13 protein-coding genes are annotated in these 23,336 nt (G+C 53.1%); 6 read left to right on the forward strand and 7 right to left on the reverse strand.

What is annotated here, in order from left to right; translation table 11 throughout:
* Window positions 1–19 precede the first annotated feature (19 nt).
* The 3 genes from TH63_RS14805 to TH63_RS14815 all read right to left on the reverse strand — a co-directional run bounded on the left by TH63_RS14805 (window position 20) and on the right by TH63_RS14815 (window position 5,958).
* Entirely contained in the window at window positions 20–2,197 is a 2,178-nt protein-coding gene (locus TH63_RS14805; protein ID WP_048922876.1) for a glycoside hydrolase family 97 protein, read from the reverse strand.
* Window positions 2,198–2,333: 136 nt separating this feature from the next.
* On the reverse strand, window positions 2,334–5,054 hold the full coding sequence (locus TH63_RS14810) for an alpha-L-rhamnosidase-related protein (protein WP_048921624.1): 2,721 nt from the start codon (window positions 5,052–5,054) through the stop codon (window positions 2,334–2,336).
* Window positions 5,055–5,382: 328 nt separating this feature from the next.
* On the reverse strand, window positions 5,383–5,958 hold the full coding sequence (locus TH63_RS14815; protein ID WP_048921625.1) for a hypothetical protein: 576 nt from the start codon (window positions 5,956–5,958) through the stop codon (window positions 5,383–5,385).
* Between the two features lie 232 nt (window positions 5,959–6,190).
* Here TH63_RS14815 and TH63_RS20740 point away from each other — a divergent pair, with 232 nt between their 5' ends.
* From TH63_RS20740 to TH63_RS14825, 4 genes are all read left to right on the forward strand, one after another.
* Window positions 6,191–6,463: a PAS domain S-box protein gene (locus tag TH63_RS20740; protein WP_082161719.1), complete on the forward strand. Its 273-nt coding sequence runs from the start codon at window positions 6,191–6,193 to the stop codon at window positions 6,461–6,463.
* On the forward strand, window positions 6,451–6,711 hold the full coding sequence (locus TH63_RS20745) for a hypothetical protein (protein ID WP_082161720.1): 261 nt from the start codon (window positions 6,451–6,453) through the stop codon (window positions 6,709–6,711). The genes TH63_RS20740 and TH63_RS20745 overlap by 13 nt, the downstream gene beginning before the upstream one ends.
* Entirely contained in the window at window positions 6,712–6,969 is a 258-nt protein-coding gene (locus TH63_RS20750) for an ATP-binding protein (protein WP_082161722.1), read from the forward strand. It abuts the gene before it with no gap.
* A 154-nt stretch (window positions 6,970–7,123) separates the two neighbouring features.
* Window positions 7,124–7,555 (forward strand): response regulator, encoded by a 432-nt coding sequence (locus TH63_RS14825; RefSeq protein WP_076606672.1) that lies wholly within the window; start codon window positions 7,124–7,126, stop codon window positions 7,553–7,555.
* Between the two features lie 129 nt (window positions 7,556–7,684).
* Here the strand turns inward: TH63_RS14825 and TH63_RS14830 are convergent, their stop codons facing one another.
* The 3 genes from TH63_RS14830 to TH63_RS14840 form a co-directional block, all read right to left on the reverse strand.
* A complete protein-coding gene (locus tag TH63_RS14830) occupies window positions 7,685–9,124 on the reverse strand; it encodes a sugar MFS transporter (protein WP_048921627.1) in 1,440 nt (479 codons plus the stop codon).
* Window positions 9,125–9,483: 359 nt separating this feature from the next.
* Window positions 9,484–11,301, reverse strand: a complete 1,818-nt coding sequence (locus TH63_RS14835; protein WP_048921628.1) for a glycoside hydrolase family 9 protein — start codon at window positions 11,299–11,301, stop codon at window positions 9,484–9,486.
* Window positions 11,302–11,632: 331 nt separating this feature from the next.
* Window positions 11,633–15,820 carry a hybrid sensor histidine kinase/response regulator transcription factor gene (locus TH63_RS14840; protein WP_076606501.1) on the reverse strand — a complete coding sequence of 1,396 codons (4,188 nt, stop codon included), beginning with the start codon at window positions 15,818–15,820 and terminating at the stop codon, window positions 11,633–11,635.
* 419 nt (window positions 15,821–16,239) lie between these two features.
* Between TH63_RS14840 and TH63_RS14845 the strand changes: the two genes are divergently transcribed.
* On the forward strand, window positions 16,240–18,567 hold the full coding sequence (locus TH63_RS14845) for a glycoside hydrolase family 3 N-terminal domain-containing protein (protein WP_048921630.1): 2,328 nt from the start codon (window positions 16,240–16,242) through the stop codon (window positions 18,565–18,567).
* 84 nt (window positions 18,568–18,651) lie between these two features.
* Here the strand turns inward: TH63_RS14845 and TH63_RS14850 are convergent, their stop codons facing one another.
* On the reverse strand, window positions 18,652–19,524 hold the full coding sequence (locus TH63_RS14850; RefSeq protein WP_048921631.1) for an AraC family transcriptional regulator: 873 nt from the start codon (window positions 19,522–19,524) through the stop codon (window positions 18,652–18,654).
* A 573-nt stretch (window positions 19,525–20,097) separates the two neighbouring features.
* Here TH63_RS14850 and TH63_RS14855 point away from each other — a divergent pair.
* Entirely contained in the window at window positions 20,098–23,331 is a 3,234-nt protein-coding gene (locus TH63_RS14855; protein WP_082161723.1) for a SusC/RagA family TonB-linked outer membrane protein, read from the forward strand.
* The last annotated feature ends 5 nt before the right edge of the window (window positions 23,332–23,336 follow it).

Below are 23,336 nucleotides of genomic sequence, written 5' to 3' on the forward strand. Positions count from 1 at the left end.
CTTTAAATAGCAACGACTGTTATTTCTTGGCCTTGTCCGAACTCGTCTCTACAAAGCTTATCGCGTAGCCTCCGCCGGGCGCCACGAACTGGGACAGCTTGGTTTTGCTGGTGACCTCCACCTTCCGGATGGCGTAGGCCTGCGGGTTGGTCTTGTAGTGGGCGTCTTTGGCATCAGCGTAGATGGTGGCCACGTATTTTTTGCCTTTGTCCAGGAAATCAAGCTTAATGGTAGAGGTGCGGGCATTGTTGCCGCCCACGCTGCCCAGGAACCACTGGCCGGTCCCTTTGGCCTTGCGGGCCACGGTGATGTACTCGCCGGGCTCGGCCTCCAGGTAGTGGCTGTCGTCCCAGTCCAGGGCAACGTCTTTGATGAACTGGAACGCGTCCAAGAAGCGCTCGTAGTTCTCCGGGAAATCGGCGGCCATCTGCAGGGGGCTGTACATGGTCAGGTAGAGCGCCAGCTGGTTGGCCAGCGTGCTGTTGACGTGCGATTTATTGGTAAGGTCCATCTCAAAAATACCGGGCGTGTAGTCCATGGGGCCGCCAATCAGCCGGGTGAAGGGAAGCACGGTCACGTGGTTGGGTTTGGAGCCGCCAAAGGCCTGGTACTCGGTGCCACGGGCAGATTCATTACCGATGAGGTTGGGCCAGGTGCGGGCCACCCCGGTGGGGCGCACGGCCTCGTGGGCGTTCACCATGATCTTGTACTGGGCCGCTTTCTCAATGGCGTACTGGTAATGGTTCACCAGCCATTGGCTGTAGTGGTTTTCGCCGCGCGGGATAATGGAGCCCACGTAGCCGCTTTTCACGGCGTCATAGCCGTTGTCTTTCATGAACCGGTAGGCCTGGTCCATGTGCCGCTCATAGTTGCGCACCGAGGACGAGGTCTCATGGTGCATAATCATCTTCACGCCCTTCGCCTTGGCGTACTCCCGTATACCTTGCACGTCAAAGTCTGGGTACGGGGTCACGAAGTCAAACACGTAATCCTTGGAGTTCCCGAACCAGTCTTCCCAGCCAATGTTCCAGCCTTCCACCAGCACGCCGTCAAACCCGTGCTTTGCCGCGAAGTCAATGTAGCGCTTCACATTGGCCGTGTTGGCGCCGTGCTTCCCGTTGGGCTTGGCCTTGGTGTAGTCTGTGATGCCTAACTGCACCGTGGGGTACTCATCGGTATAGGACCAGGTGCTTTTGCCCGAGATCATCTCCCACCACACGCCTACGTACTTCACGGGCTTGATCCAGGAGGTCTCCTTGATCTTGCTGGGCTCGTTGAGGTTGTAGGTCATCTTGGAGGCCAGGATCTCCCGGGCGTCATCACTCACCATCACGGTACGCCATGGGGTGCTGCGGGGGGCTTGCATGTAGCCTTTGTCGCCAATGGCATCGGGCGTGAGCCAGGACTCAAACACCAGGTTTTTGTCATCCAGGTTAAGGTGCATAGCCGGGTAGTCCAGCAGGGCAGCTTCGTGCAGGTTAATGTAGAGCCCGTCCTTGGATTTCATCATGAGGGACGTCTGCACGCCAGTGGGCGAGAACGGGGTCTGCGACAGGTTATTGGTGACGGCCTTGGCCATAATGCCCCTGATCTCAGACAGCCGGGAGGTGGTGTAGTCATACTCCTGGGTGTCATAGTCCCCGGCAATCCAGTAGGCGGTGTGGTCGCCGGCCATGGCAAACTGCGTCTTCTCTTCCTTGATCACAAAGTAGGTGAGGTTCTTCTGGGTAGGGAACTCATACCGAAACCCCAGCCCGTCGTCAAACAGCCGGAACCGGATGACCACCTGCCGGTCGGTCCCCTTCTGGCTGAGCGTGACGGCCAGTTCATTGTAGTGGTTTCTTATGGTTTTCACCTCGCCCCAGATCGGGTTCCAGGTATCGTTCACGCTGGCCGTTTTGGTGTCTGCGACCGTGAAGTTGCTGTGCAGCGAGCTTTGCAGGTTAACGGCCTTCTGGTCCATGTTGGCATCAGAGCCCCCAGACGCGGCGGCGGCAGTTTTGGTCTTCAGCTCAAACCCCATCTTGCTGGGCTTGACAACTGGCTTGCCTTTAAAAGCAAGCGTGTAGCTGGGGGTGCCGTCATTCAGGAGGGAGAATTTCATGACCAGTTCCCCGTTGGGGGATTTCAGGCTCTGCGCCTGGGCCAAACCCAGGAAACACAGCAGAAGAAAGGCGACTAAGGAAAGTTTATTCATGTGCAGTAAGCAATTGGTAAATGGTTGTTTTTTTTTGCGTTTTAAAGCCGTTTTCTTAAAAAGAGGCTCAAAACAGAAATAGCGTCCTGGAAAGCAGAAGCACTTGATGTTGGTCATAAAGGACGCCTCTGGTGATTTATTCAATTTTAGTCAGGCGAAGGTAATCTACCAGGGCCCGGTTTATGGCACCGTTCATGTTTTCGTTGGCCGGTTCAAAAGATAAGGTGAGCTTTTGGGTGCCTTTCTCCAGTTTTACCTGTACGGAATTGGTGAAGCCCCAGTCAGACCACTCGCCGGTGCCCCGTTGCGGTAGTACCACGGTCCCCAAAAAGCTATTGCCTTGCTTAAGCGACCTGATAGCGCATTTGTTCTCGGTGTTGATGGGCCCTTCGCCGTTGGCGTACCGGAAGTCAATGGCATACACCCCGGTTTCCGGCACCGACACGGTAAAGATGACGCTGGTGTTTTTAGTCTTACTGACCTCTATAAACCCCTTGCCCGAGAAGCCCTTGTAAGGCAAACTGGCTTTGGCCATCAGCGCCTCGGCCTCATAGATCTTCTGGTTGCTTGCCGGGGCTACCACCAATGGTTCACTGGCGAAGGATTCATGGCCTTTGCCGTCTACGGCTATGACCTGGTACTCGGCGTAGCCTTGGTCACTGGTTTTAAAAGCGGTGCTCTGGGTTTTCTCTACCTGCTGGCCATTTCTGAGCACGCGGTACTGCTGCGCCCCTTCCACCGGCCTCCAGGAAAGCGCGCCTTTGGCGAAGGTAACGCTGGGGGTTACCGGTGAAAACGCCACCGGCACGCGGTTCACGGTGCCTTCTGGCAGGGTATTATTGGCCAGCACTATTTTCACAGTGTGTTGGCCGCGCAGATTGCCGGGGATCTCAGCGTTAGGCAGAGGCTGGTTATCCAGGGTGATGGTCTTGATCTGGTCACCATGGCCTTCCATCTCAATATGCAGGACGGCGTTGCGATAGGTAAAGTTGGTCAGTTTTTTATTCCCGGCGAAGGCCTTGGGCACCACCGGCTTCAACACCAGGCTATTGGCTTTATACTCCATCCCGAAAATCACTTTATAGGTCATGCTCAGGTTACCGGCCAGGCTCCAGAGCATGTTGCTGGAGTTGATCTGCGTGCCGGCATAGTCTCCGTTGGTAGCCACAAAGTTCTCCTTGTTAGTGAGCCACAGGGCCGCCGGCCGATAGATGGCGCTCATGCTCTCCACCAAGGCCGCCTCGTTCTTCACCTTTGCCGCGGCCAATGACCAGTAGGACTGCACAAAAGGCCAGATACCATTATTGTGGTACGGCGGAATATTGGGGATCTGCGGATAAATGCAGGTAATCCCGAAGGGGGTCACGGGAGTGTTGGCTACCAGTTGCTTTTGCCTCTCGGGATCGGCGATGTCAAAGAGCACCGTGAGGGCCTCTCCCAGCGCCTCGGCTTTAGGCGAAAGGCTCAGGTAGTTGCGCCCGTACAGAAACTGGCCGTAGTAGCCTTTGTCGGGCATCCAAAGGTACTGGTTAATGCCTTGTTTTACTTTCTGGGCCAGGTTCTGGTATTTGGCGGCGGCGGGGGCATCTTGTAATAGCGTGGCCATTTCCGAGAGAATTCTGTTGGCCTGGTAAAAGACGGCATTGGTGCCCAGGTTCTCAGATTGGTAAATGTCTGCGGGCTGCATCCAGGCGGGGTAGGTTTGTTCGCGCCAGTCCAGGAAAGAAGATTCACCTTTAAACAGGCCCGTCTGGGGGTTATACACGTTCTTGAGGTCATCTTCCAGGGAGTTTTGGATGATGGGATACGCTTCTTTTAGCCAGTTCTGGTCGCCGGTCACCTTGTAGAGTTCCCAGGCGGCCACTGCCCAGACCATGCGGTCGGACGAGGCCGGGTAAGCCCCGCCGGTGCCAGTGTCCTGCACAATGCGGCCGTTCTTCACTTTGCGCATCAGACTATATTTGGCCACCCTGGGCTGCAGCGCCGCCATAGAAAGAATGATGCTGTAGCTGATGTCACGGGTCCAGACGCCGGCCCACTCCTTTCCTGTCCTGAAGGTGCTGTCCGGCTCCACGGCATTGACCATTTCCTCCAGGGCCAGGTTATACACCGCATCTAAGACCGGGTAACCCGACTGATACTGCGGGAAAGAGGCGGTGTTGCGGGTCATTTTCCAGGTAGAGGCAGTGGCGGTGCCGTCCTGGTCAGGGTTGAACACGAGCTCCAGTTCGTAGATTCCGTCCTTGTCCGGGTCTTTGAGTTCCAGCTGTTGGTAGTTGTGCAGGTTGTCAAAGTCCCAGGTGAGGGGCGCGGTGCCGCCGGCCACAAATACGCCCTTGAAGTCTTCTCTATATATCTTATCTCCGTTGAAGCTGGTATAGAAGCCTTTCTGCTGGAAGGCCTCCAGCACGTGGCGCATGTCCAGCCTGATCTTGAACCTGGTATTGGGTTTCAGGTAAGTATTGGCCGGCACATCGCCCGCCTGGGTCTGCGTCCCGAAGGTGATGAGTGGGGGTTCACAGGCTGCAGTGAGGCACGCAAACAGATGATCCCGGCCCGACACCATCTCATTGTCTTTGCCGTTGATGCTGAACTTGAACTTAATGACCGGGCTATTGAACTCCTTGGCCATGCTTTTGTAAGTAGACACTATCTCTTTGGGAGAAAGGATCCTGGCCTCAAACGGCCCCTGCACCACCCGGTTAGGGTAAAGGGAATAGGCTTCAGAATGAAAGATGGGTTGTTCCTGTGTTACCGTGGTGGTATCTGCTACCGGGCTGCTTCCCTTCTGGGTTTGGCAGGCGCCTAAACACAGGACCGATAGGGCTAGACTTATTTTCAGATAGATATTTCGCATAGCTGGCGGCTGGTAGTTCTGTTGTCTCCATGGAAGATAGGTAAGCTGGTTTGGCTGTTTTGAGGCTGTTTTACAGAAAACAGCCCTAAAACAGCATAGCCATCCTATTTAATCTACAGAGGTTGTGATTCCTTTAAACGGCAAAGCTAGCTTCTGGTGCAGGCACTTCTTTTCTTCCACCAACCTTTGCCTGCTACTACAACTGTAGCACCATGAAGTTCGCCTTTATTCCGTTGGGGTAAAGTTACGTATTCTCCCCATTCGGGCTAGCGACCTTGGCAGTGGGCTTCCTCAGCGAGAGAAGAAGAGGCAGCAATATTGGGGTGACTTACCGGCGGTTATACAACTCCATGAACTCCTGCAGCAAGCGGGTACCTTCCTGGCTGCTCCGATCCAGCACGTTAATAATCTGCAGGCCGTCTTCTTCTACTGCGTTTCCCAATTGCTCTTTTAACACTCCGGAAAGACTGTGAATCATACCAAGTGCCCCGGCAAGGTCATGGGCCAGAATATTCAGTTCGGGGTTCTTTGGCTCGGTTGGGTTCTGGGTATGCTTCTGGGCGGAAATATCTGCAGCAAAACCCAGAAGAAGCGGTTTGCTTAGCGCTTGCTCTAGCACGGTGAGGTTGAGCCGTACCCACCGCTCTTGCTGCATCCTGAATTCCAGAACCCCGCCCTGGTCTGGTTCCTGAAAAGTGGTCAGCGTTTGTGCTACCTGCCCTTGATCTACCGGGTGAACCTGCCTTAGAAGCACCTCTACGCTGGGGCATTCGTCTGGAAGGCTGAAAAGTGCCTGACAAGCCGGGCTCAAATACTGGAACTGCTGGGTGCCCTGGTCAAACGCAAAGAACGCCTGATGGGTCTTTTCTACCAAGGCTTTATATACATCAAGGGAGGCAGGCATAGGGAACTGGCATAGTAAAAACGGTCTGGTGCCAGGGCCGTTTCCTTTAACAAACAATTTCCCAATTTATACAATTTACTCCCGGCAAGTGTTTACGGCGAGTCGCAAAATATTTTAATGACTCTATTTATTCTCCTATTTCAAGATCCTACCAAAACCTGCCGCACCCACTTTTAGTAAAAGAAGACTTTTAAGGGGGGGGAAGCACCACCATTGACTGCAGGAGATACTTATGGAACCTATCCATTCGGAGGATAATATCAATTCTTTTTTTGTAGACCAGGTAAAAGACTACGCCATTTTTACCACAGACCCCAACGGCATCATTAATTCCTGGAACAAGGGGGCGGAACGTCTGAAAGGATATACTGAGGCCGAAATCATAGGGCAACACAAAAACGAGGAGCTGGAAAGAATCAACCTGGACCTGGATAACTTCATCTACACCGCTCGCATGACCTGCGGTCACCTATCGTCAATATTGAGGCGCTCATGGATGTCTTAAAGGACCAGTTAACCGAGAAGGGCTGGCTGAGCCCAGATATTGAGGAGATCCTGCAACGGGTGATCCTATCGGTGAACCGCTTTAAAAACACCGTGGCACACCTAACCGAGATCAGTCGCCTGCAGAAAGATTTCAATGAAGAGGCCCCTGAAGTGGTCTCCAACGTGAAAGAAATCTATGAAGATATTATGGCCGATCTGGACTACCCCACCAAACAAAAGGCCTGCTTTATCAAGACCGATTTCTAGGTGCACCAGTTTAACTTCTCGCGCAAAAACTTCCGGAGCATTCTCTATAATTTGATCAATAATGCCATCAAGTTTCAGTCGCCGGACCGGGATTGTATTATCCACATTGACACTCGCCTGCGGGAGCCCTATGTAGTAGTAAGCGTGAAAGACAACGGCCTGGGCATGAACAAGCGCCAGCAGGAGCAGCTGTTTACCATGTTCCGGCGTTTCCATGACCACGTGGAGGGCACCGGCGTGGGGGGGGCTTTATGGTGAAGCGCATAGTGGAAGGGGCCGGCGGAAAAATTGAGGTAGATAGTGAGGAAGGAGTAGGCACCGAATTTAAGGTGTACCTGAAGGCCGCCATGTAAGCCTTGCCTCCTCATACCCCACCCTTAACTTTAACTAAGAAATAGATTAACTCATGGAGATGGAAGAGCAAAACGCCGCCGGGGCTACCCCCCAGAAACTACGGCAGGTAGATACCATTATGGTGGTAGACGATGACGATAACTGGATCTTTGTCTCCAAACTTATCTTGAAGAAAGCCAGCGTGGGAAACGAGATCATCACCGCCAAAAACGGCCGCGATGCCCTCTCCAAGTTAAAGGCCATGGCCACAGAAGGCGACCAAAAGATGCCAGACCTGATCTTTCTGGATATTAGAATGCCGGTTCTGGATGGCTTTGAATTTCTGGAAGAGGCCACCCAACCAGACGGCCTGGATTTCACCAGAACCCGAATCTACATGTGCAGCAGCTCCCTGAACCCCGTTGACCAGGCAAAAGCAAGCCAGTTTCCGGTCTCCGGTTTCCTCACCAAGCCCCTCACCCAGGCAGCCTTGCAGGAAATTCTGGGCTGATTTAAAAGCTGAGCTTTGGTTTCGTAAAGATTGGATGGGCTACTGCCAGAGCAGGTTCTGTTTTAAAGCACAAAAGGCCCGTAACATGTTCTGTTACGGGCCTTTTGTGCTTTAAAAGAAGAGGCAACCTTAATACGCCAACTCCTCTTTCACAGAGGCGCCGGGCGCAGACCCGAAGAAGCCGTAGTAGACAATGAACAGATAGCAGGCCAACGGCACTAAAAACGACAGTTGTAGGGAGGTCACATCGGCCACGAAACCTTGCAGTGGCGGAATGATGGCCCCGCCCACAATGGCCATTACCAGCAAGGAAGAACCTTGGCTGGTGTGCGCGCCCAAGCCTTTAATGGCCAAGTCAAAGATGGTAGGGAACATGATGGAGTTAAACAACCCTATGGCAATAACCGACCACATAGCCATCTGGCCCTCGCCAAAAATAGTCACCAGCAGCAAGCCAATCACGCTGGCTGCATAAAGACCTAATGTACGGCTAGGAATAAACCTACCCAGGAACAGTACCAACATGTTCAGCACAATCAGGCCAACGGCGATAAGCGCTAGGTTTAAACCATAGATGCTGAAGATAACCAAAAACGCCACCAGCGCCACGGCGCCAATAGCCAGATATTTATAGCTGTTATTCTTAAACTGCGCCAGGCCAATGGCCCCAAAGAAACGGCCTACCATGGCGCCTCCCCAGAAAAAGGCCAGGTAGTACTTGGCTTCAGACTCGGCTAAGCCGGCAATCTGCGGCAGCTCCAGAAACCCGATCAAGGTACTGCCAATAGAGACCTCGCCGCCCACGTACATGAAAATACAGATAATGCCCAGCACCAAGTGCCGGTGTTTTAGGGCTCCGGCATCGGCCACTATGCGGCCTTCGCCGGCAATATGCGGCAAACGGGCAATCTTGATTATAACGACAATCACCAGCAAGGCCGCCGCCAGTGCCAGGTAAGGCATTTTGACAGATTCTGCACTCGCATCTCCCACGCCTTGGGCCGCATCAAAGATGAGGTAACCACCTACCAGAGGCGCCACCGTGGTACCTAGCGAGTTGAGCGCCTGTGTCATGTTCATGCGGCTGGAAGAACCTTCGGGCGGCCCCAGAGCGGCCACGTAAGGATTGGCCGCAATCTGCAGAATGGTAATGCCGGAGGCCAGCACGAAAAGAGCCAGCAAAAAGAACCCATAGCTCAGCAGGCTGGCCGCTGGCAAAAACAACACACAGCCCACCGCGGCTACTACCAGCCCCACAATAATGCCGTTTTTGTAGCCTATCTTCATGATAGGGTCTCCTTTGGTGATGGAGAACAGGAAGTAGGCCAGCGAGATGATGAAGTAAGCCCCAAAGAACGCCGTCTGAATGAGCATGGCCTGCCAGTGCTGCAGGTCAAAAACGCCCTTCAGTTTAGGGATAAGAATATCATTCAGGCAGGTGATAAAACCCCACATGAAAAACAGCGACGTGACCACCACCAGGGGTCCCAGGTACTTGTTGTTTTCAGGGGATACGCCCGTGCCGGGTGCGCTTGACGTTGCCTTTGCTGTGTTAATGATTCCAGCCATTGTTTGGTTACTCGTGTGTAGTGAAGAAAAATAGTAGCTAGTATGCCCTTAAAGGCGGTACTTGTATAATTGGTCTGTTTGACGGCAAAAGCAATTTGCTTTGCTTATCCACTTTAGCGCCCTTTCCGGAAAAACAGGCTATAAACAGAAACCTACCAGCGCCTGAATACACCCTCTCCTCGGGCTCCTGGCCGCTAATGGTTTTTCAATTATACAGCTTAATCATCAAAACTTAGAGGAAAAACGGCAGAGATTAACTTGTCAAATTGACGTTTGAGCAATTTTCTGGCCTATAAACGGGTACCCAAGCCTAAAGAATAAGCTGACTTACGTTAAAGGCTTCTTGGTTTTCTTTGCCCTTACTTGTTCCCTTTATCTGCCAAACCCGCCTTCTGCTGGAGCGCTTCCAGGGCGCCGGCCAGGTACACCAGCGGGGCGTTCCAGTTGATGGCTATTTCATTGGAGGCATAAGAGCAGTCATGGTCCAGGTACATTTCGTCTGGGGCGGTGGCGGTATAGCCTTCGCACTTGTCCTGCTTGGGTGCCTGGGCATTGGTTCCCCCAGATAACAACCCCGGCACGGGTTCCTCCAGGCCATCGGCCACTGATGGGCGGTGGTGAGGGTGCCTGGTAGATTTAGCACCGTACCCCGTCACGAAGGAATAGCCTACGGCGTTGCGGCCCAGGAGGTAATCCAGGTTGGAGAGGGCGGCCTTCAGGTACTTCTTGTCCCGGGTAAGCTGGTAGGCCTGCACCAACAGAATGCCCTGGTTGGCCGCCACCGAGGAACTCCCCCAGACATAGTCTCCCTGCGTGCGGCCCATCACTGTTTGAAAAGCCCCGCCGGCAGCCCCCACCACCATGGTAGTACCTACTTGCAGCAGTTGGGTCTTGATGAGGTCTGCCTCTTTTTTAAAGACCGGAGGCAACGTGGCACTGTGCCGAAGCAGAGTATAGTAGCCCAGTAAACGTACCTGTGGCCAACCGGGCAGCGGCATGGCAGCATCTGGCAGCATCTTTACGGCCTTGTAGTAGCTTTCTTGCTTAGTAGTGGTATAGAGTTCGGCGGCGGCCCAGATCCATTCATCCGTAAAGGTTTTATCGCCGTAGGCGCCGGTAGTAATGTCTGGGTCAAAGGCCTTGTTCAGGGCATCCTGGTTATACTCCAGGTGGTGGTTCTTCTGCGCCCAGGCCCAGGCGTTGGTGGCCGCCGTAAGGCAGGAATCTGCCAAACCCGGGAAGTCTTTCTCATAGTTTTTGTACACCCGGCTGGCCTGGGCCATGACGGCGGCAAAGTCTAGCGCGGCGGCGGTCCCTTTCTGTACCACGTACCGGGGCGTGCTGCTGGCCTGGTGCGGCATGACCATGGCGTCAAAGTCGGCATTGGTGAGTTTATGGTACACGCCCCCGTCATGCGGGTCCTGCATGGTCAGCATCCAGCGCAGGTTCCACAGCGACTCGTCCAATATATCTGGCACGGTGTTCTTGCTTTCGGGGATGTTGAGGGTCTGCCGCTGGTAGAACTCCGGAAAATCTTCATAGGCAGAAAGCAGGGTGCCCATGGTAATGCCGCTGTTCACAATGTATTTGTTGTAGTCGCCGGCATCATACCAGCCCCCGGGGGAAGAAATGACGGTGCCCGCCGGACGCTGGGCCGTGGCTGCCGACGGGTGTACCAGCACCTGCCGGTCTGGGTGCCCTGCGGGCCGGTGCCATTTGCCGGCAAACGCCTCCGGAAGGTCCACGGACGCCCGCTGGTAGTAGAACCCTTTCAAGGCGGCCGCCGCCAAGGCCGCATGCACCTGTGGTTTAATCTCAAATTCATAGGACTGCCCCACGCCCGCCACCTGCAGCACATAGGTACCCGGGGTAGTGAAGGTACTGAAATCTGCCGCCCGGGTAGGCTTGCCGCTCAGCTCCGTGGGTTTAGGAGCTGACAGCTTTCCCGTGAACGCCACCTTGGAAGACCCCTTGGCCTTGACAGAAAAGGTATCTCCGGTGGGTTGCCCCACCACTACGGCTACTTTTCCGGCATTAGGGTAAAAACCTATTTGGTTCAGCCTGATCTGTTCTTGGCCCTGGGCTGGTTTGCCGACAGGTTTGGGAGCCTGGGCCCAAGCTCCGGAAGCAGAAAGGCTTATAAGAAGCGCTCCCAGCGCTTTAGGTAGAATTTGCATGGTAGATGGTTTGCGTACAGGTAGAAATTAGCTGGTAAACTATGCAGGAAACAGCCGTTGTTTATTCAAGCTCGCTCTTAAAACAAGGCTCTCTAAAAGATACCGAAAGATACGCAGGCGGAAATCCCAACAGGGGTATCATTTGTTTCAGATACACGCCCCGCTGGTTAAATGGCTCCTTTTCAGTTCCCGGAGGTAACTTCTGTGCGGTGAATCGTTTTCTGAAACGAGCACGTTTTTGCCAAAACAGGCTTAAAACGCCAAGGCCTTTCCCTACCCCTAAAAGCCACCAAAGAGTAGGGCAGAAAAACATGCCTCCTAAACCGGCCGCCTATGCCTCTCCTATTGGTTCCTTTTGTTCTTGCTCCGCGTAGACCGAAGGCAGCATCTGGTACTCCTCTTTAAAGTATTTGGTGAAGTATTTCCGGTTATTGAACCCTACCTTATACGCAACCTCGGCCACCGTCAACTGGCTTTTGCCTAGCAGTTGGGCAGCGTGCTGCAGCCGAATCTTCCGGATAAACTCTACCGGCGACTGCCCTGTAATGGCCACCATTTTCTTGTACAGGTGCACCCGGCTCACCCCTAATTCGCGGCTCATCTCCTCTACGGTAAGGTCTGTGTTAGACAGGTTCTCCTCCACATACTTGATGGCCTTCTGGATGAGTTTATCATCCAGAGACACAATTTTCTCCTGGCTGGTCTGCACGCTTATCTTTTTCTCAAACACTTTCTGCAATTGCTCCCGCTGCGTAATCAGGTTCCTGATTCTGGTGAGGAGCAACTCAAAATTGAAGGGTTTGGTCAGATAGTCATTGGCGCCTACGTCTAGCCCGGTCAGGTGCTTTTCCTCAGAGGCGTGGGCCGTTAAGAGCACGAACGGGATATGGGAAGTGCGCGGGTCCTGTTTCATTTTTTTACAGAAGTCCACCCCGTTCAGTTCAGGCATCATGACATCACTTACCACCAAGTCTGGCAGCAGGGCCAGCGCCTTTTGCCAGCCTTCTTTCCCGTTAGAGGCCTCTACCACCCTAAAATGACCCTGCAGGTTATCTTTCAGGTAAAACCGGAAGTCGTCGTTGTCTTCCACCACCAGTACCAGCGGCTTCTGCGGGCCTACTGCCGGCGCTGGCGGTGAGGCATTCACTACCGGAATTTCTATGGGTTGTGTCATGGGCTCTTCCGGAGTGGGCTGTTCCTCTGGAAGGGCAACCGGGTTCTGGAGTTCTTTCACCGGCAGCGTCACCGTGAAACAACTTCCCTGGCCGGGCGTGCTCTCCACTGAGATAAGGCCGGCATGCAGGTGCACAAACTCACTGGCCAGCGCCAGGCCAATGCCGCTGCCCTGGTTCATCATATGATCTGGCACGGCATCCCTGAAAAACCTTTCAAAAATCTTGGCCTGGTTATCTTTAGGAATGCCAATACCCGTGTCACGCACCTTTATCTCCAGTATTTTCAGGCCCTCAACGGAGGAGTCATTTTCCCGGCAATGGAGCTCCACCTCAATACGGCCCTGCCCCGGGGTGAATTTAAAGGCGTTGGAAAGCAGGTTGAACAGTACTTTTTCCAGCTTGTCATGGTCAAAGGCAATCTGCAACCGCTCCACACTGGACCTGAAGGACAGGGAAATCCCTTTTTTATCAGACAAGTCCAGAAACGAATGCACCGTTTCGCGCACAAAATCCACCACGTCGCCTTCGGCCAGCGAAAGATTCATTTCCTCCAGGCCCATCTTCTTGAAATCAAGCAACTGGTTCACCATGTGCAGCAATCGCCGGGCGTTCTTCTGAATCATCTGGAACTGCTGTTGCTGGTCAGGGTCTGGGCTGGTGCGCAGCAATTTCTCAATGGGGGCCAGAATTAAGGTAAGCGGGGTCCTGAATTCATGGCTCACGTTGGTAAAGAACTTTATTTTCATGAGATCCAGCTCATGCAATTGCCTTACCTCGCGCTTTTCCTGCTCTGCCAGGAACCTGGCCCGGGCTTTCCTAAGCTCCAACCGCCTTACCGCCACCAGGGCCAGCCCCAGTAAAACCACATAACCCGCATAGGCCACCGGGGTTTGCCAGAACGGGGCCAGCACCACCAATTCCACGCTGGCGCCCTGCCGGTTCCAGACGCCGTCATTATTGGCAGCCATCACCCTAAAGGTGTAGTGGCCGGGGTCCAGGTTGGTGTAGGAGACCTTGCGGTTATGGCTGTCTACCGTGCGCCACCCCTGGTCAAACCCTTCCAGCTGGTATCGGTAACGGTTTTTTTCCGGGTGAATGTAGTTAAGGGCGGCAAACTCAATGGAAAAGGCGTTCTCATCATGTTCCAGGGTAATCTGCCGGGTATCTGCTATGGTTTGCGACAAGATCACCCGGCCATTATAAGGCTGGTTGGGCGCCAGGCTCTTATTGAACAACTGAAAATCTGTGAACACCACCTTGGGGGCCACGGCATTCTTCTCAATGCGGGCCGGATGAAACAGGTTGAACCCGTTCGGGCCGCCCAAAATAACTTCCCCGCTTTTCAGGCTAATGCCGGCCCGTTCATTAAAGGTTTTCCCCTGCAGGCCATCCAATTCATCAAAATTCCTGATGGCGTAGGTAATGCCGCCTTTGACTGATTTCTGCGGTATCACTTGGAACACGCCATTCTGCGTGCTTACCCACAGGTGTCCGCTTTGGTCTTCCACCACAGAACTCACGGCGCTGTTAGAAAGACCGCTCTCCGGGGTGAAATGCGTAAAGGACCCGGTTTTCTCCTGGTAAAGGTCCAGCCCTTCTGCGGTGCCTACCCACATGTTTTGCCGACTGTCTTTAAAAATAGCGGTGATCTGGTTGCTTACCAGGCTGCCGGGGTTCTTGGGGTCATGCAACAGCAACGAGCTTTTGCCGGTTTCCTGGTGGAAAATGTCTATACCATAGCCTCCGGCCACCCAAAGGTTGCCGTGCCGGTCTTCGGCAATGGAGGAGATGTAGTCACAGTGCACCGGGTACTGGCCTCCTTTTAGGGTAGAATGCACTAGTTTCTTCCGGGCCGGGTCCAGCATTTCCAGGCCACCCCGCAGAGTGCCTATCCAGAGGTTGCCCCGGCGGTCTTCATACAGTTCCCAGATGCTGTTATCAGAGATGCTGGCCGGGCTGCCGGGCTCGTTTTTAAAGTGGGTGAACTTCTTTCCATCAAACCGGTCCAGGCCTCCCAGGTACGTACCCACCCATAGTTGTTTGTTTCTGTCAATAAGCAGGTTTACCACCACGTCAGAGGCCAGGCTGGAAGCGTCCTGGGGGTTGTGGCGGTACCGGGTGTAGGCGCCTGTGGCCCGGTCCAGGTATAATAAGCCCCCGCCGTTGGTCGCCATCCAGAGGTTTCCCCGGTCATCCTCGGCAAAGGCATTGATATCTTCATAAGGCAAGCTTCCGGGCGCGGTGCTCAGGTGCTTGGCCGCCGGAAACCGGATGATGTTCTTGTGGTAATAATTCACCCCTTTCTTAAAGGTCCCTACCCATACAATGCCTTCGTTGTCTTTATAAAGCGTGTTGATGCTGTTATGGGCCAGGCTGCTCTCCACCTCGTCGTTGTTCCTGATGGGCTGCACCGTCCAGGACCGTTTATCCAGCACATTAATGCCGCCGTGGTCTGCCCCAATCCAGATCTTGCCTTTCTCCCCTTCCACAATGCCCCGGGTAAGGTTGCTGCTCAAGGCCAGGCGCTGCGAGCCCTTATCAAAATGCTGCAGGGTCTTTAAGGAGCTATCATAGAAAAACACGCCGCCTTCCTTTTCCCGCATGTACAGCCAGAGGTCATTGTCGCTGTCCACGGTGAGGGCGTAGTCCAGTTGCTGTTGGCTGTAGGTGCGGTAGATCTCGTCATTCCGTTCTTCTATTTTAAGGGTCTTTCCGTTCAGCCGCTCCAGAAGGCCGTTGCGGTGCACTATCCAGATATCGCCGTGGGTGGTTTGGCCTATGGCTGAAATAGTATTGGTACTGAGGCCGCCTTTGGCCCCAAGGGAATGCCGGAGGAGATGCGTACGCTGGGTGCGGGGGTTGTACCTGGCCAGCCCCATTCCCCTCACCACGAACCAGAAATTGCCGTCTCTGCCTTTCAAGACATGGTCAACCGTGGCATCTGCCGGCAAAGCCATCTGCCGTAAAAGGTCCCGCTGGCGCCGGATGAACTGTTCCGTGGCCGGGTTGTAGATGCACATGCCCTGCGAGGTTTTGACCCAGATCTTGCCGCCCGGCCCTTCCGCCAGTTGGAGCACATCGTTATTCCTTAAGGAGGTGGAGTCATTGGAATGGTACCGGAAGACCTTGCACCTGTAGCCGTCATACCGGTTCAACCCCGAGGCGGTGCCCACCCACACGTACCCCCGGCTATCTTTCAAAATACATTTGACCTGGTTGCTGGACAACCCGCTATTGATATCCAGCAAGGAGAACCGGAAAGGCTCCGGCACGCCGGCCTGCGCCAGGGGTATTCCTCCTATCAACCACCACAAAAGCAAAAACCATCTCTGAAAACGCATCATCCCTGCAGGAGTAATAAAAACAAAGCTGACCCTGAAGGCCGTCTTTTGGTAACAAATGGAGCCCTCAGCACTAGTGCCTCTCTACCCCGATGGAATTTACTCCTTATTTGCAGATTTTACAAAACTGCCCCCTGAATCAGGCAGCCACACCCGCCATTTTCCGTTTTGAGCCCGTTTTTTTGAAAACCTGCCAAAACCAGGGGGCCTTCCCTTTGAAAATAAAGCTGTAAAAGGGCTTCCTTTCCGCGGCTCGGCAGGCCATACGGGATCAAATGTTTCAATCTGTGGTATCATTTGTTAAGTAGGGCCTTTTTAGTCCTTTTTCCCGATTGGGTTGAATTCTAAATCCCTAATTTCAGTGCACCATCAGGCGTACAGCAAAAGTTTTTCCGCCCTGCTTGGTACTACTTACCTAACCCATGAGGCAGTTTTCACCTTACATTCTGGGCCTTGCCCTCTTGTTTCATTCATGCGGACCTACCCAATCGGCCCAATCCTCTAAACCAGAGGCGGCCCCGGTAGCGGCCGGCACTTCTTCTGCGTCTACCCCAAAAGACAGATTCATTGAAGACCTGCTGGCCCAGATGACCCTGGAGGAAAAAGTGGGACAAATGACCCAGCTGACTATTGACGTTATTCTGCAAGGGAATGAGGCCACGGTGATAGACACGGCCAAGCTTCGGCGGGTAATTTCAGACTACCATATAGGTTCGCTTTTGAACGTGCGCAACCGTGCCTATACCATAGAAGAGTGGCACCGCTTGCTTACCGCCATCCAGAACGCGGCGGCCACTACCCGGCTGCGCATACCGGTCATCTATGGCATTGACGCCATCCATGGAGCTAACTACATAGCCGGCTCCACCCTTTTCCCGCATAACATAGGCATGGCGGCCACGCGCAACCCAGATCTGGTGAACCAGCTAGCGCGCATCACTGCCCTGGAAACCCGGGCTGCCGGCATTCCCTGGAACTTTGATCCGGTACTGGATGTGGGCCGCCAGCCGCTGTGGCCCCGCTTTGAGGAGACCTTCGGCGAAGACGTGTTTATGGTCAAGACCATGGGCGCCGCCGCTATTAAAGGATATGAGCAGAATGGCCTGGGGCCCGATTTTACGGTAGCCTCCTGCATGAAGCATTATCTGGGTTACTCCTACCCGTCTACCGGCAAAGACCGCACTCCTTCTTATATACCAGAGCAGATGCTGCGCGAGATCTTCCTGCCTCCGTTCAAGGCGGCCGTAGACGCGGGGGCCTCCACCGTCATGATCAACTCAGGGGAGATCAACGGTGTGCCGGTACACGGGAGTAAATACTTTCTCACCCAGATTCTGCGCGACGAACTTGGCTTTGAGGGCGTGGCCGTGTCTGACTGGGAAGACGTGATCAGGTTGCACACCCGCCACAAGGTGGCCGCCACGCCCAAAGAGGCCGTGAGAATGGCCGTAGAAGCCGGCCTGGACATGAGCATGGTGCCGTATGATTTCACGTTCTATGACCACTTGGTGGCCCTGGTGAAAGAAGGCGCTATCTCAGAGGAGCGCATCAACGTTTCGGTGCGCCGTATTCTGGCTCTCAAGAAGAAAGTAGGCTTGTTTGAGCAGTCTTTGCCAAAAACCGCCCTGAAAAGCAGCGTGCACAAGCCCGAGTTTGACAAAGTGTCTCTGCAGGCGGCCCTGGAAAGCCTGACCTTGCTCAAAAACGAGAAGCAAACCCTACCCCTCCGTAAAGGCACCAAGATTCTGATAGCTGGCCCGGCCGCCAACTCCCTGAGCACCCTGCACGGCAGCTGGTCTTACGTGTGGCAAGGCAATGATGAAACCAAATACCCCGCTAAAGCTAAAACCGCCCTGCAGGCGCTGGTAGAGAAAGTAGGGAAAGACAATGTCATCTCCCGCTCCGTGGCAGATTTCGGGGCCGCGGCCAATTACAACGTAGCCCAACTGAAGAAAGACGCTGCCCAGGCCCAGGCCGTGGTGCTGTTCCTCGGGGAGAAAGCCTATGCCGAAAGCCCAGGTGTGATAGACAACCTTAATCTGGAGGAAAACCAACTGGCCCTGGTACGGGCTGCTAAAGAAACCGGCAAACCTGTAATTCTGGTGCTGCTGGAAGGCCGACCACGCGTGGTTTCTGCCATAGAGCCTTTGGCAGACGCTATTTTACTGGCCTACAGACCAGCCACCTTCGGGGGAGCCGCCATGGCGGACGTGCTGTTCGGTGACTACAACCCAGACGGTGCGCTGCCTTTTACCTATCCGCGGCACGCGGGAGATGTGCTCACCTATGACCATAAAGGGACAGAAGTAATCAGGGAAGATGTACCTAACGTAGCCGGGAACCGGGGCTTCAATCCGCAGTGGGAATTTGGCCATGGGTTAAGCTACACCACCTTTGCCTTCACAGACCTGCGCTCCAGCAAGACCGCCTTTAGCGACAATGACCAGCTGCAGGTAACGGTAAAAGTGAAAAACACAGGCAGCAGGGCCGGCAAGAAAGCCGTGGAGCTCTACAGCCATGACCAGTTTGCCAGCATTACCCCCAGCGCCAGAAGGCTAAGGGCTTTCTCTAAAGTGGCCCTGAACCCCGGCGAGGAAAAAGAAGTGAGCTTTACCTTATCTGCCAAGAACCTGGCGTTTGTGAACGAGGCCGGAAAATGGGTAACCGAACCGGGCGCCTTTGACCTGATGGTAGGAAACCTGAAAACCACCGTGACGCTGCAACAAGCGGTGACCTTGAAAAAGCCTTAACCTGTTTTAAGCACGTTTTCCGGAAAACAGACCCAAAACGCAGGTTTCAGAAGCAGTTGGGAGATGCCAGGTGTTGCCTTGGCACTAAATGAAAATACGGGAGCCGGAGTAGTTCTGCCGGAATTCCTTGGGCGTGCAGCCGTTCTTGCGCTTGAAAATACGGTTGAAGTAAGACAAGTTATTGAACCCGCATTTAAAGGACACCTCAGAAACAGTTTCGGTGGTGTCAATGAGCAGACGGGAAGCGTGACCCAGCCTTATTTCATTAAGGCTTTCAATAAAGGTTTTACCAGTGCGCTTTTTGATGAACCGGCTGAAAGAGACCTCGGGCATGTTCACCACCTTGGCCACATCGGCTAAAGAAACGGGTTTGTCATAAGAAGCGTGCATGTACTCAAAGGCTTTCTCAATGCGGCGGCTGTAGTAATTGAATTGGTCTGAGGTAAAGGTAGCGTTGGAGAGGGTGCGCATGTTGCGCGAGATAGACAAATCATGAAGGATAGAGATCAGTTCCAGCACCGAGTCAAAATCGCCTTTTTGGGTGAGTTTCGCCAGCCGGGGCCTGAACGCCTCTTTTACTTCCCGGGAAAAGGAGATGCCTTTTCCCGCCTGCTCCAGCAGGGTTCTGATAAAACTCAGCTGGTTGCGGCGCAGGAATTTTTCATCCAGCAGATCACGGTGAAACTGGATGGTGATTTCCACTATTTCCTTGCTTTGGCACTGGTGCGTGAACCAGCCATGCGGCAGATTGCTTCCTATCAGGACTAACTCCAGGTCGTCAATCACCTCAACATGGTCCCCTACCACGCGCTTGGCCCCGGCCGCGTTGTAGATGAAGTTCAGCTCAAAATCATCATGGTAATGGAGCGGGAAGTTAAACTCCTGCTTTACCCGGGAGAACATAGTAAAGCAGTCATTTTGGGTTAAAGGGGTAATCTCTCTGTAAATGGCACTCATACAAGTGAAAATTAGGCTCTGCTATTACCTGTAAAGGTACACCATAGGTCATAGCTAAAATAAGACTATTAAATTTTTTTAAAAAGTATATTCTATCTTTAAAAAACCCAGCAACAACTACCTCTTTTAGAACCTTACATAATTCTTTTATAATTATTTATTTTTTGCAGCAACTTGGTTTGGTTAGAATTTCAACAAAATAAATTATCTTTAAGACATGCTTTCTACCACTTTTACAAACCTCAGCCAAAAAGCACGTTTTTTTCGCCTGTTATGCCAACGTTGGCATAACACTGCCTGTTTCCATCAAACAATTGATAAAATAGTATTACCTCACCCTTGGTCCTCCTCTTAGCTTTGTATGGCCAATAGGAAGGACGCTACCCCAGGGTTGGCAGAGGTGAGTTCCCCTTAGAATCTTCTTCAGGCCCGGGCAAAAAAGAAGACTTACTCCTTATTGTGCCTTACCTACTTATCTCTGAATGCCCTTAGTTTTTTACACTGTACCCATAGCCCGGCTTGCGGGCATGTTTAATCAATTACTTAGTTCACCCTTTAATTAAAAATCATCTTATGATTAAAAACCTCTACTCAGACAAAGGTTACCCCAAGCGTACTTTTGTGTTCAGGCCAAAGGCAGTCTGGACCATAATTGCACTGCTCCTGGTAATCTTACTTCAGGCTCAGGCCGGTCTGGCCCAGGACGCCAAAAGGAAAATAACTGGTAAAGTAACCTCAGCGGCCGATAATTCTGCCATGCCTGGGGTAAGCGTGGTGGTGAAAGGGACCACCAACGGAGCTGCCACCGACGCCAGCGGAAACTTTTCCCTGGATGTCTCAGACAATGATGTGCTGGTAATCACCTTCATTGGCTACGTTTCGCAAGAAGTGGCGGTAGGTAACAAGACTTCGCTAACGGTAAGCCTTAAGGAAGACGCCCAGGCACTGAGTGAAGTAGTGGTGACCGGCTATGGTGAGTTAAGAAGAAATGACATCACCGGCGCCCAATCCACTATCACCGCCGTGGAGATGGAGAGAACCGTGAACACCACCATTGAGCAGGCCATTCAGGGCCGTGCCGCCGGGGTGTACGTAACCCAGAACACCGGGGCTCCGGGAGGAGGCATCTCGGTGAACATTAGAGGGGTAAGTACGCTGGGCGGTTCCAATGAACCATTATATGTGATTGACGGCGTTCAGATTCAGGGCTCCAACTCTGCTTCCGGAACCAACCCTTTGTCAGCCATTAACCCGGCAGACATTGAGAGCATGGAAGTGCTGCAAGGCCCTTCGGCCACCGCGGTGTACGGCTCAAGAGGTACCAACGGGGTGGTATTGATCACTACCAAACGCGGTAAATCTGGGGAGATAAAGCTTAACTACGGGTACTTATACAGTTTGCAGACGGCCCCAAAACGCCAGAATGTAATGAACCTGCAGCAGTATGCCCAAATGGAGAATGAGTATAAAGCCCTGGCAGGCGGCACCCCCAGAGAAGAATTTCTGGATCCTTCTTTATTAGGAAAAGGAACCGACTGGCAGAAGGAATTATTCAACAACGCCCCTATGCAAAAGCACCAGCTTAGCGTAAGCGGCGGAAGCGACAAAACCACCTACTACCTGTCTGGGGAGCACATGACCCAGGACGGTATTGCCCTGGGCTCTGGCTTCAACCGTAACTCGGTTCGCCTGAACCTGGACAACCAGGCCAAGAAATGGCTCACCATTGGCGGTAACTTCAACTTTGCCCAGACCAATGAAAAACTGGCCTCTACCCAGTCTAACCTTATCTCATTGGCCCTGCAGTTGCCTCCGCATATCCCGGTCCGCAACATTAACGGTACTTACGGCGGCGGAACGGAGACTCCTACCAATCAATCTGAGCGCTACACTCCACCCAACCCTATTGGTCTGGCCAACATTGTGACCAATGAGCTTACCAGAAGACAACTATTGGGCGGTGTGAATATTGGCATCAAGATTCTGGAAGGCCTTGACTTCCGGACCTCTTTCAACGGAAACGTAAACTTCTCCAACTCACAGTTCTTCCAACCTACCTATGAGTTTGGCATTCAGAGACGCGTGGAGGCCCAGCTGAACAACAGCCACAATTTGGGTACCTATTGGAACTGGAACCAGATGCTCCAGTACCAGAAGACTTTTGGCAAGCACAGCATCAATGCCATGGCCACCCATGAGTCACAGGAATCTCAGTGGAGAAACCTGTCTGGGGAGAGACGCGGGTTCCAGACCAATGACGTGCTTGACCTGAACGCAGGAGCCATTCTTACCAGCGTGGCCGGTGGCGGACATGGAGACTGGGCTATGGAGTCTTACCTGGGCCGTGTGAACTACAACTTCAATGACCGCTACATCTTGCAGGCTGCCTTCAGGGCAGATGGTTCTGTGTATTTCGGTCCGGAGAACAAATGGGGATACTTCCCATCTGTATCTGCAGCCTGGAGGGTTTCTGAAGAACCTTTCTTCAATGTGCCAATGGTGAGCGACCTTAGGTTACGGTATGAAATTGGTCTTACTGGTAGCCAGGCACAAGGTGGCGGGGCTATTTACGGCACCCTATCTGCAGGACCCTCTCCTTTTGGCGGCGGAACCAGCTTTATCCCTAACCGGTACCCTAACCCTAACTTCCAGTGGGAAGAAACCAGAACCAACAACTTTGGAATTAACCTGGGCTTGTTTGAGAACCGCATTCAGTTAGAGGCAGACTATTACATCAAGAACACAGACAACCTAATCTTGCAGGCTAGTTTACCATTCTACATGGGTACCAGCGGTGTGGGTTCTGTATCTGCGCCAACGGTGAACATCGGGTCCCTCCAGAACAAGGGCTGGAACTTCGCCCTTAACACCATCAACATTGACAACGGCGCTTTTAAATGGTCTTCTAACTTCAACATCTCTCATTTTAACACCACTGTTAAAAGCCTTTCCACAGAAAGCAGCATCTTGAACAGAACCACCAGAGAGTGGAACCTGTGGTCACAGCGCACAGTAGTGGGTCAGTCGCCCTGGTTGTTCTATGGCTATATAGAGGACGGCATTTTCGGAAGCGTGGAAGAAGTAGAGAAAAGCGCACGCCCAGCAGACAACAACGGGGTTCTTTTCCCGGTTGGACCAAACAGCGTTTGGATTGGTGACGTGAAGTACCGTGACATCAGCGGCCCTGAAGGCAAGCCAGATGGTATCATTGACAGCTATGACCAGACCTTTATTGGTAACCCATGGCCTAAGTATACCGCCGGCTTCACCAACAACTTCTCTTATAAAGGCTTTGACCTGAGCATGCTCATCACCAGCACTGTTGGTAATGACATCTACAACTGGGTACGCAATGAGAACTCCAACCCTAACAACATCAACTTAGGCCGCAACCTGTTTACAGGAGCCTTAGATTATGCTAAAGTGGGCGTGAACGCACAAGGCAACCCAACCTTGTTGAACCCTGGCACTACGGTAGCCAGAATGTCTGGTGGTAACAGAAACAACAACTTTGGTCGCCACACAGACAAGTATGTGGAAGACGGTTCTTTTGTCCGCTTGAAGAACGTGAGCCTGACCTACAATTTACCAGGCAGCCTGGTTAGCCGCCTCAAATACATTGGCGGAGCCAGAATTGGCGCCAGCGCCCAGAACATCTGGACCATTACCGGCTACTCTGGTTATGACCCTGAAGTTGGTTCCCACGTGGGAGGCCTGGAGAACCCGAACAACGCCGCCATTGGCGTTGACTATGGCCGCTACCCGCTTACCCCAATGTACTCTGTGAGTGTTGGTATTGATTTTTAACGTAA

It is taken from the genome of Rufibacter radiotolerans (genome assembly GCF_001078055.1).
Classification (GTDB): Bacteria; Bacteroidota; Bacteroidia; order Cytophagales; family Hymenobacteraceae; genus Nibribacter; species Nibribacter radiotolerans.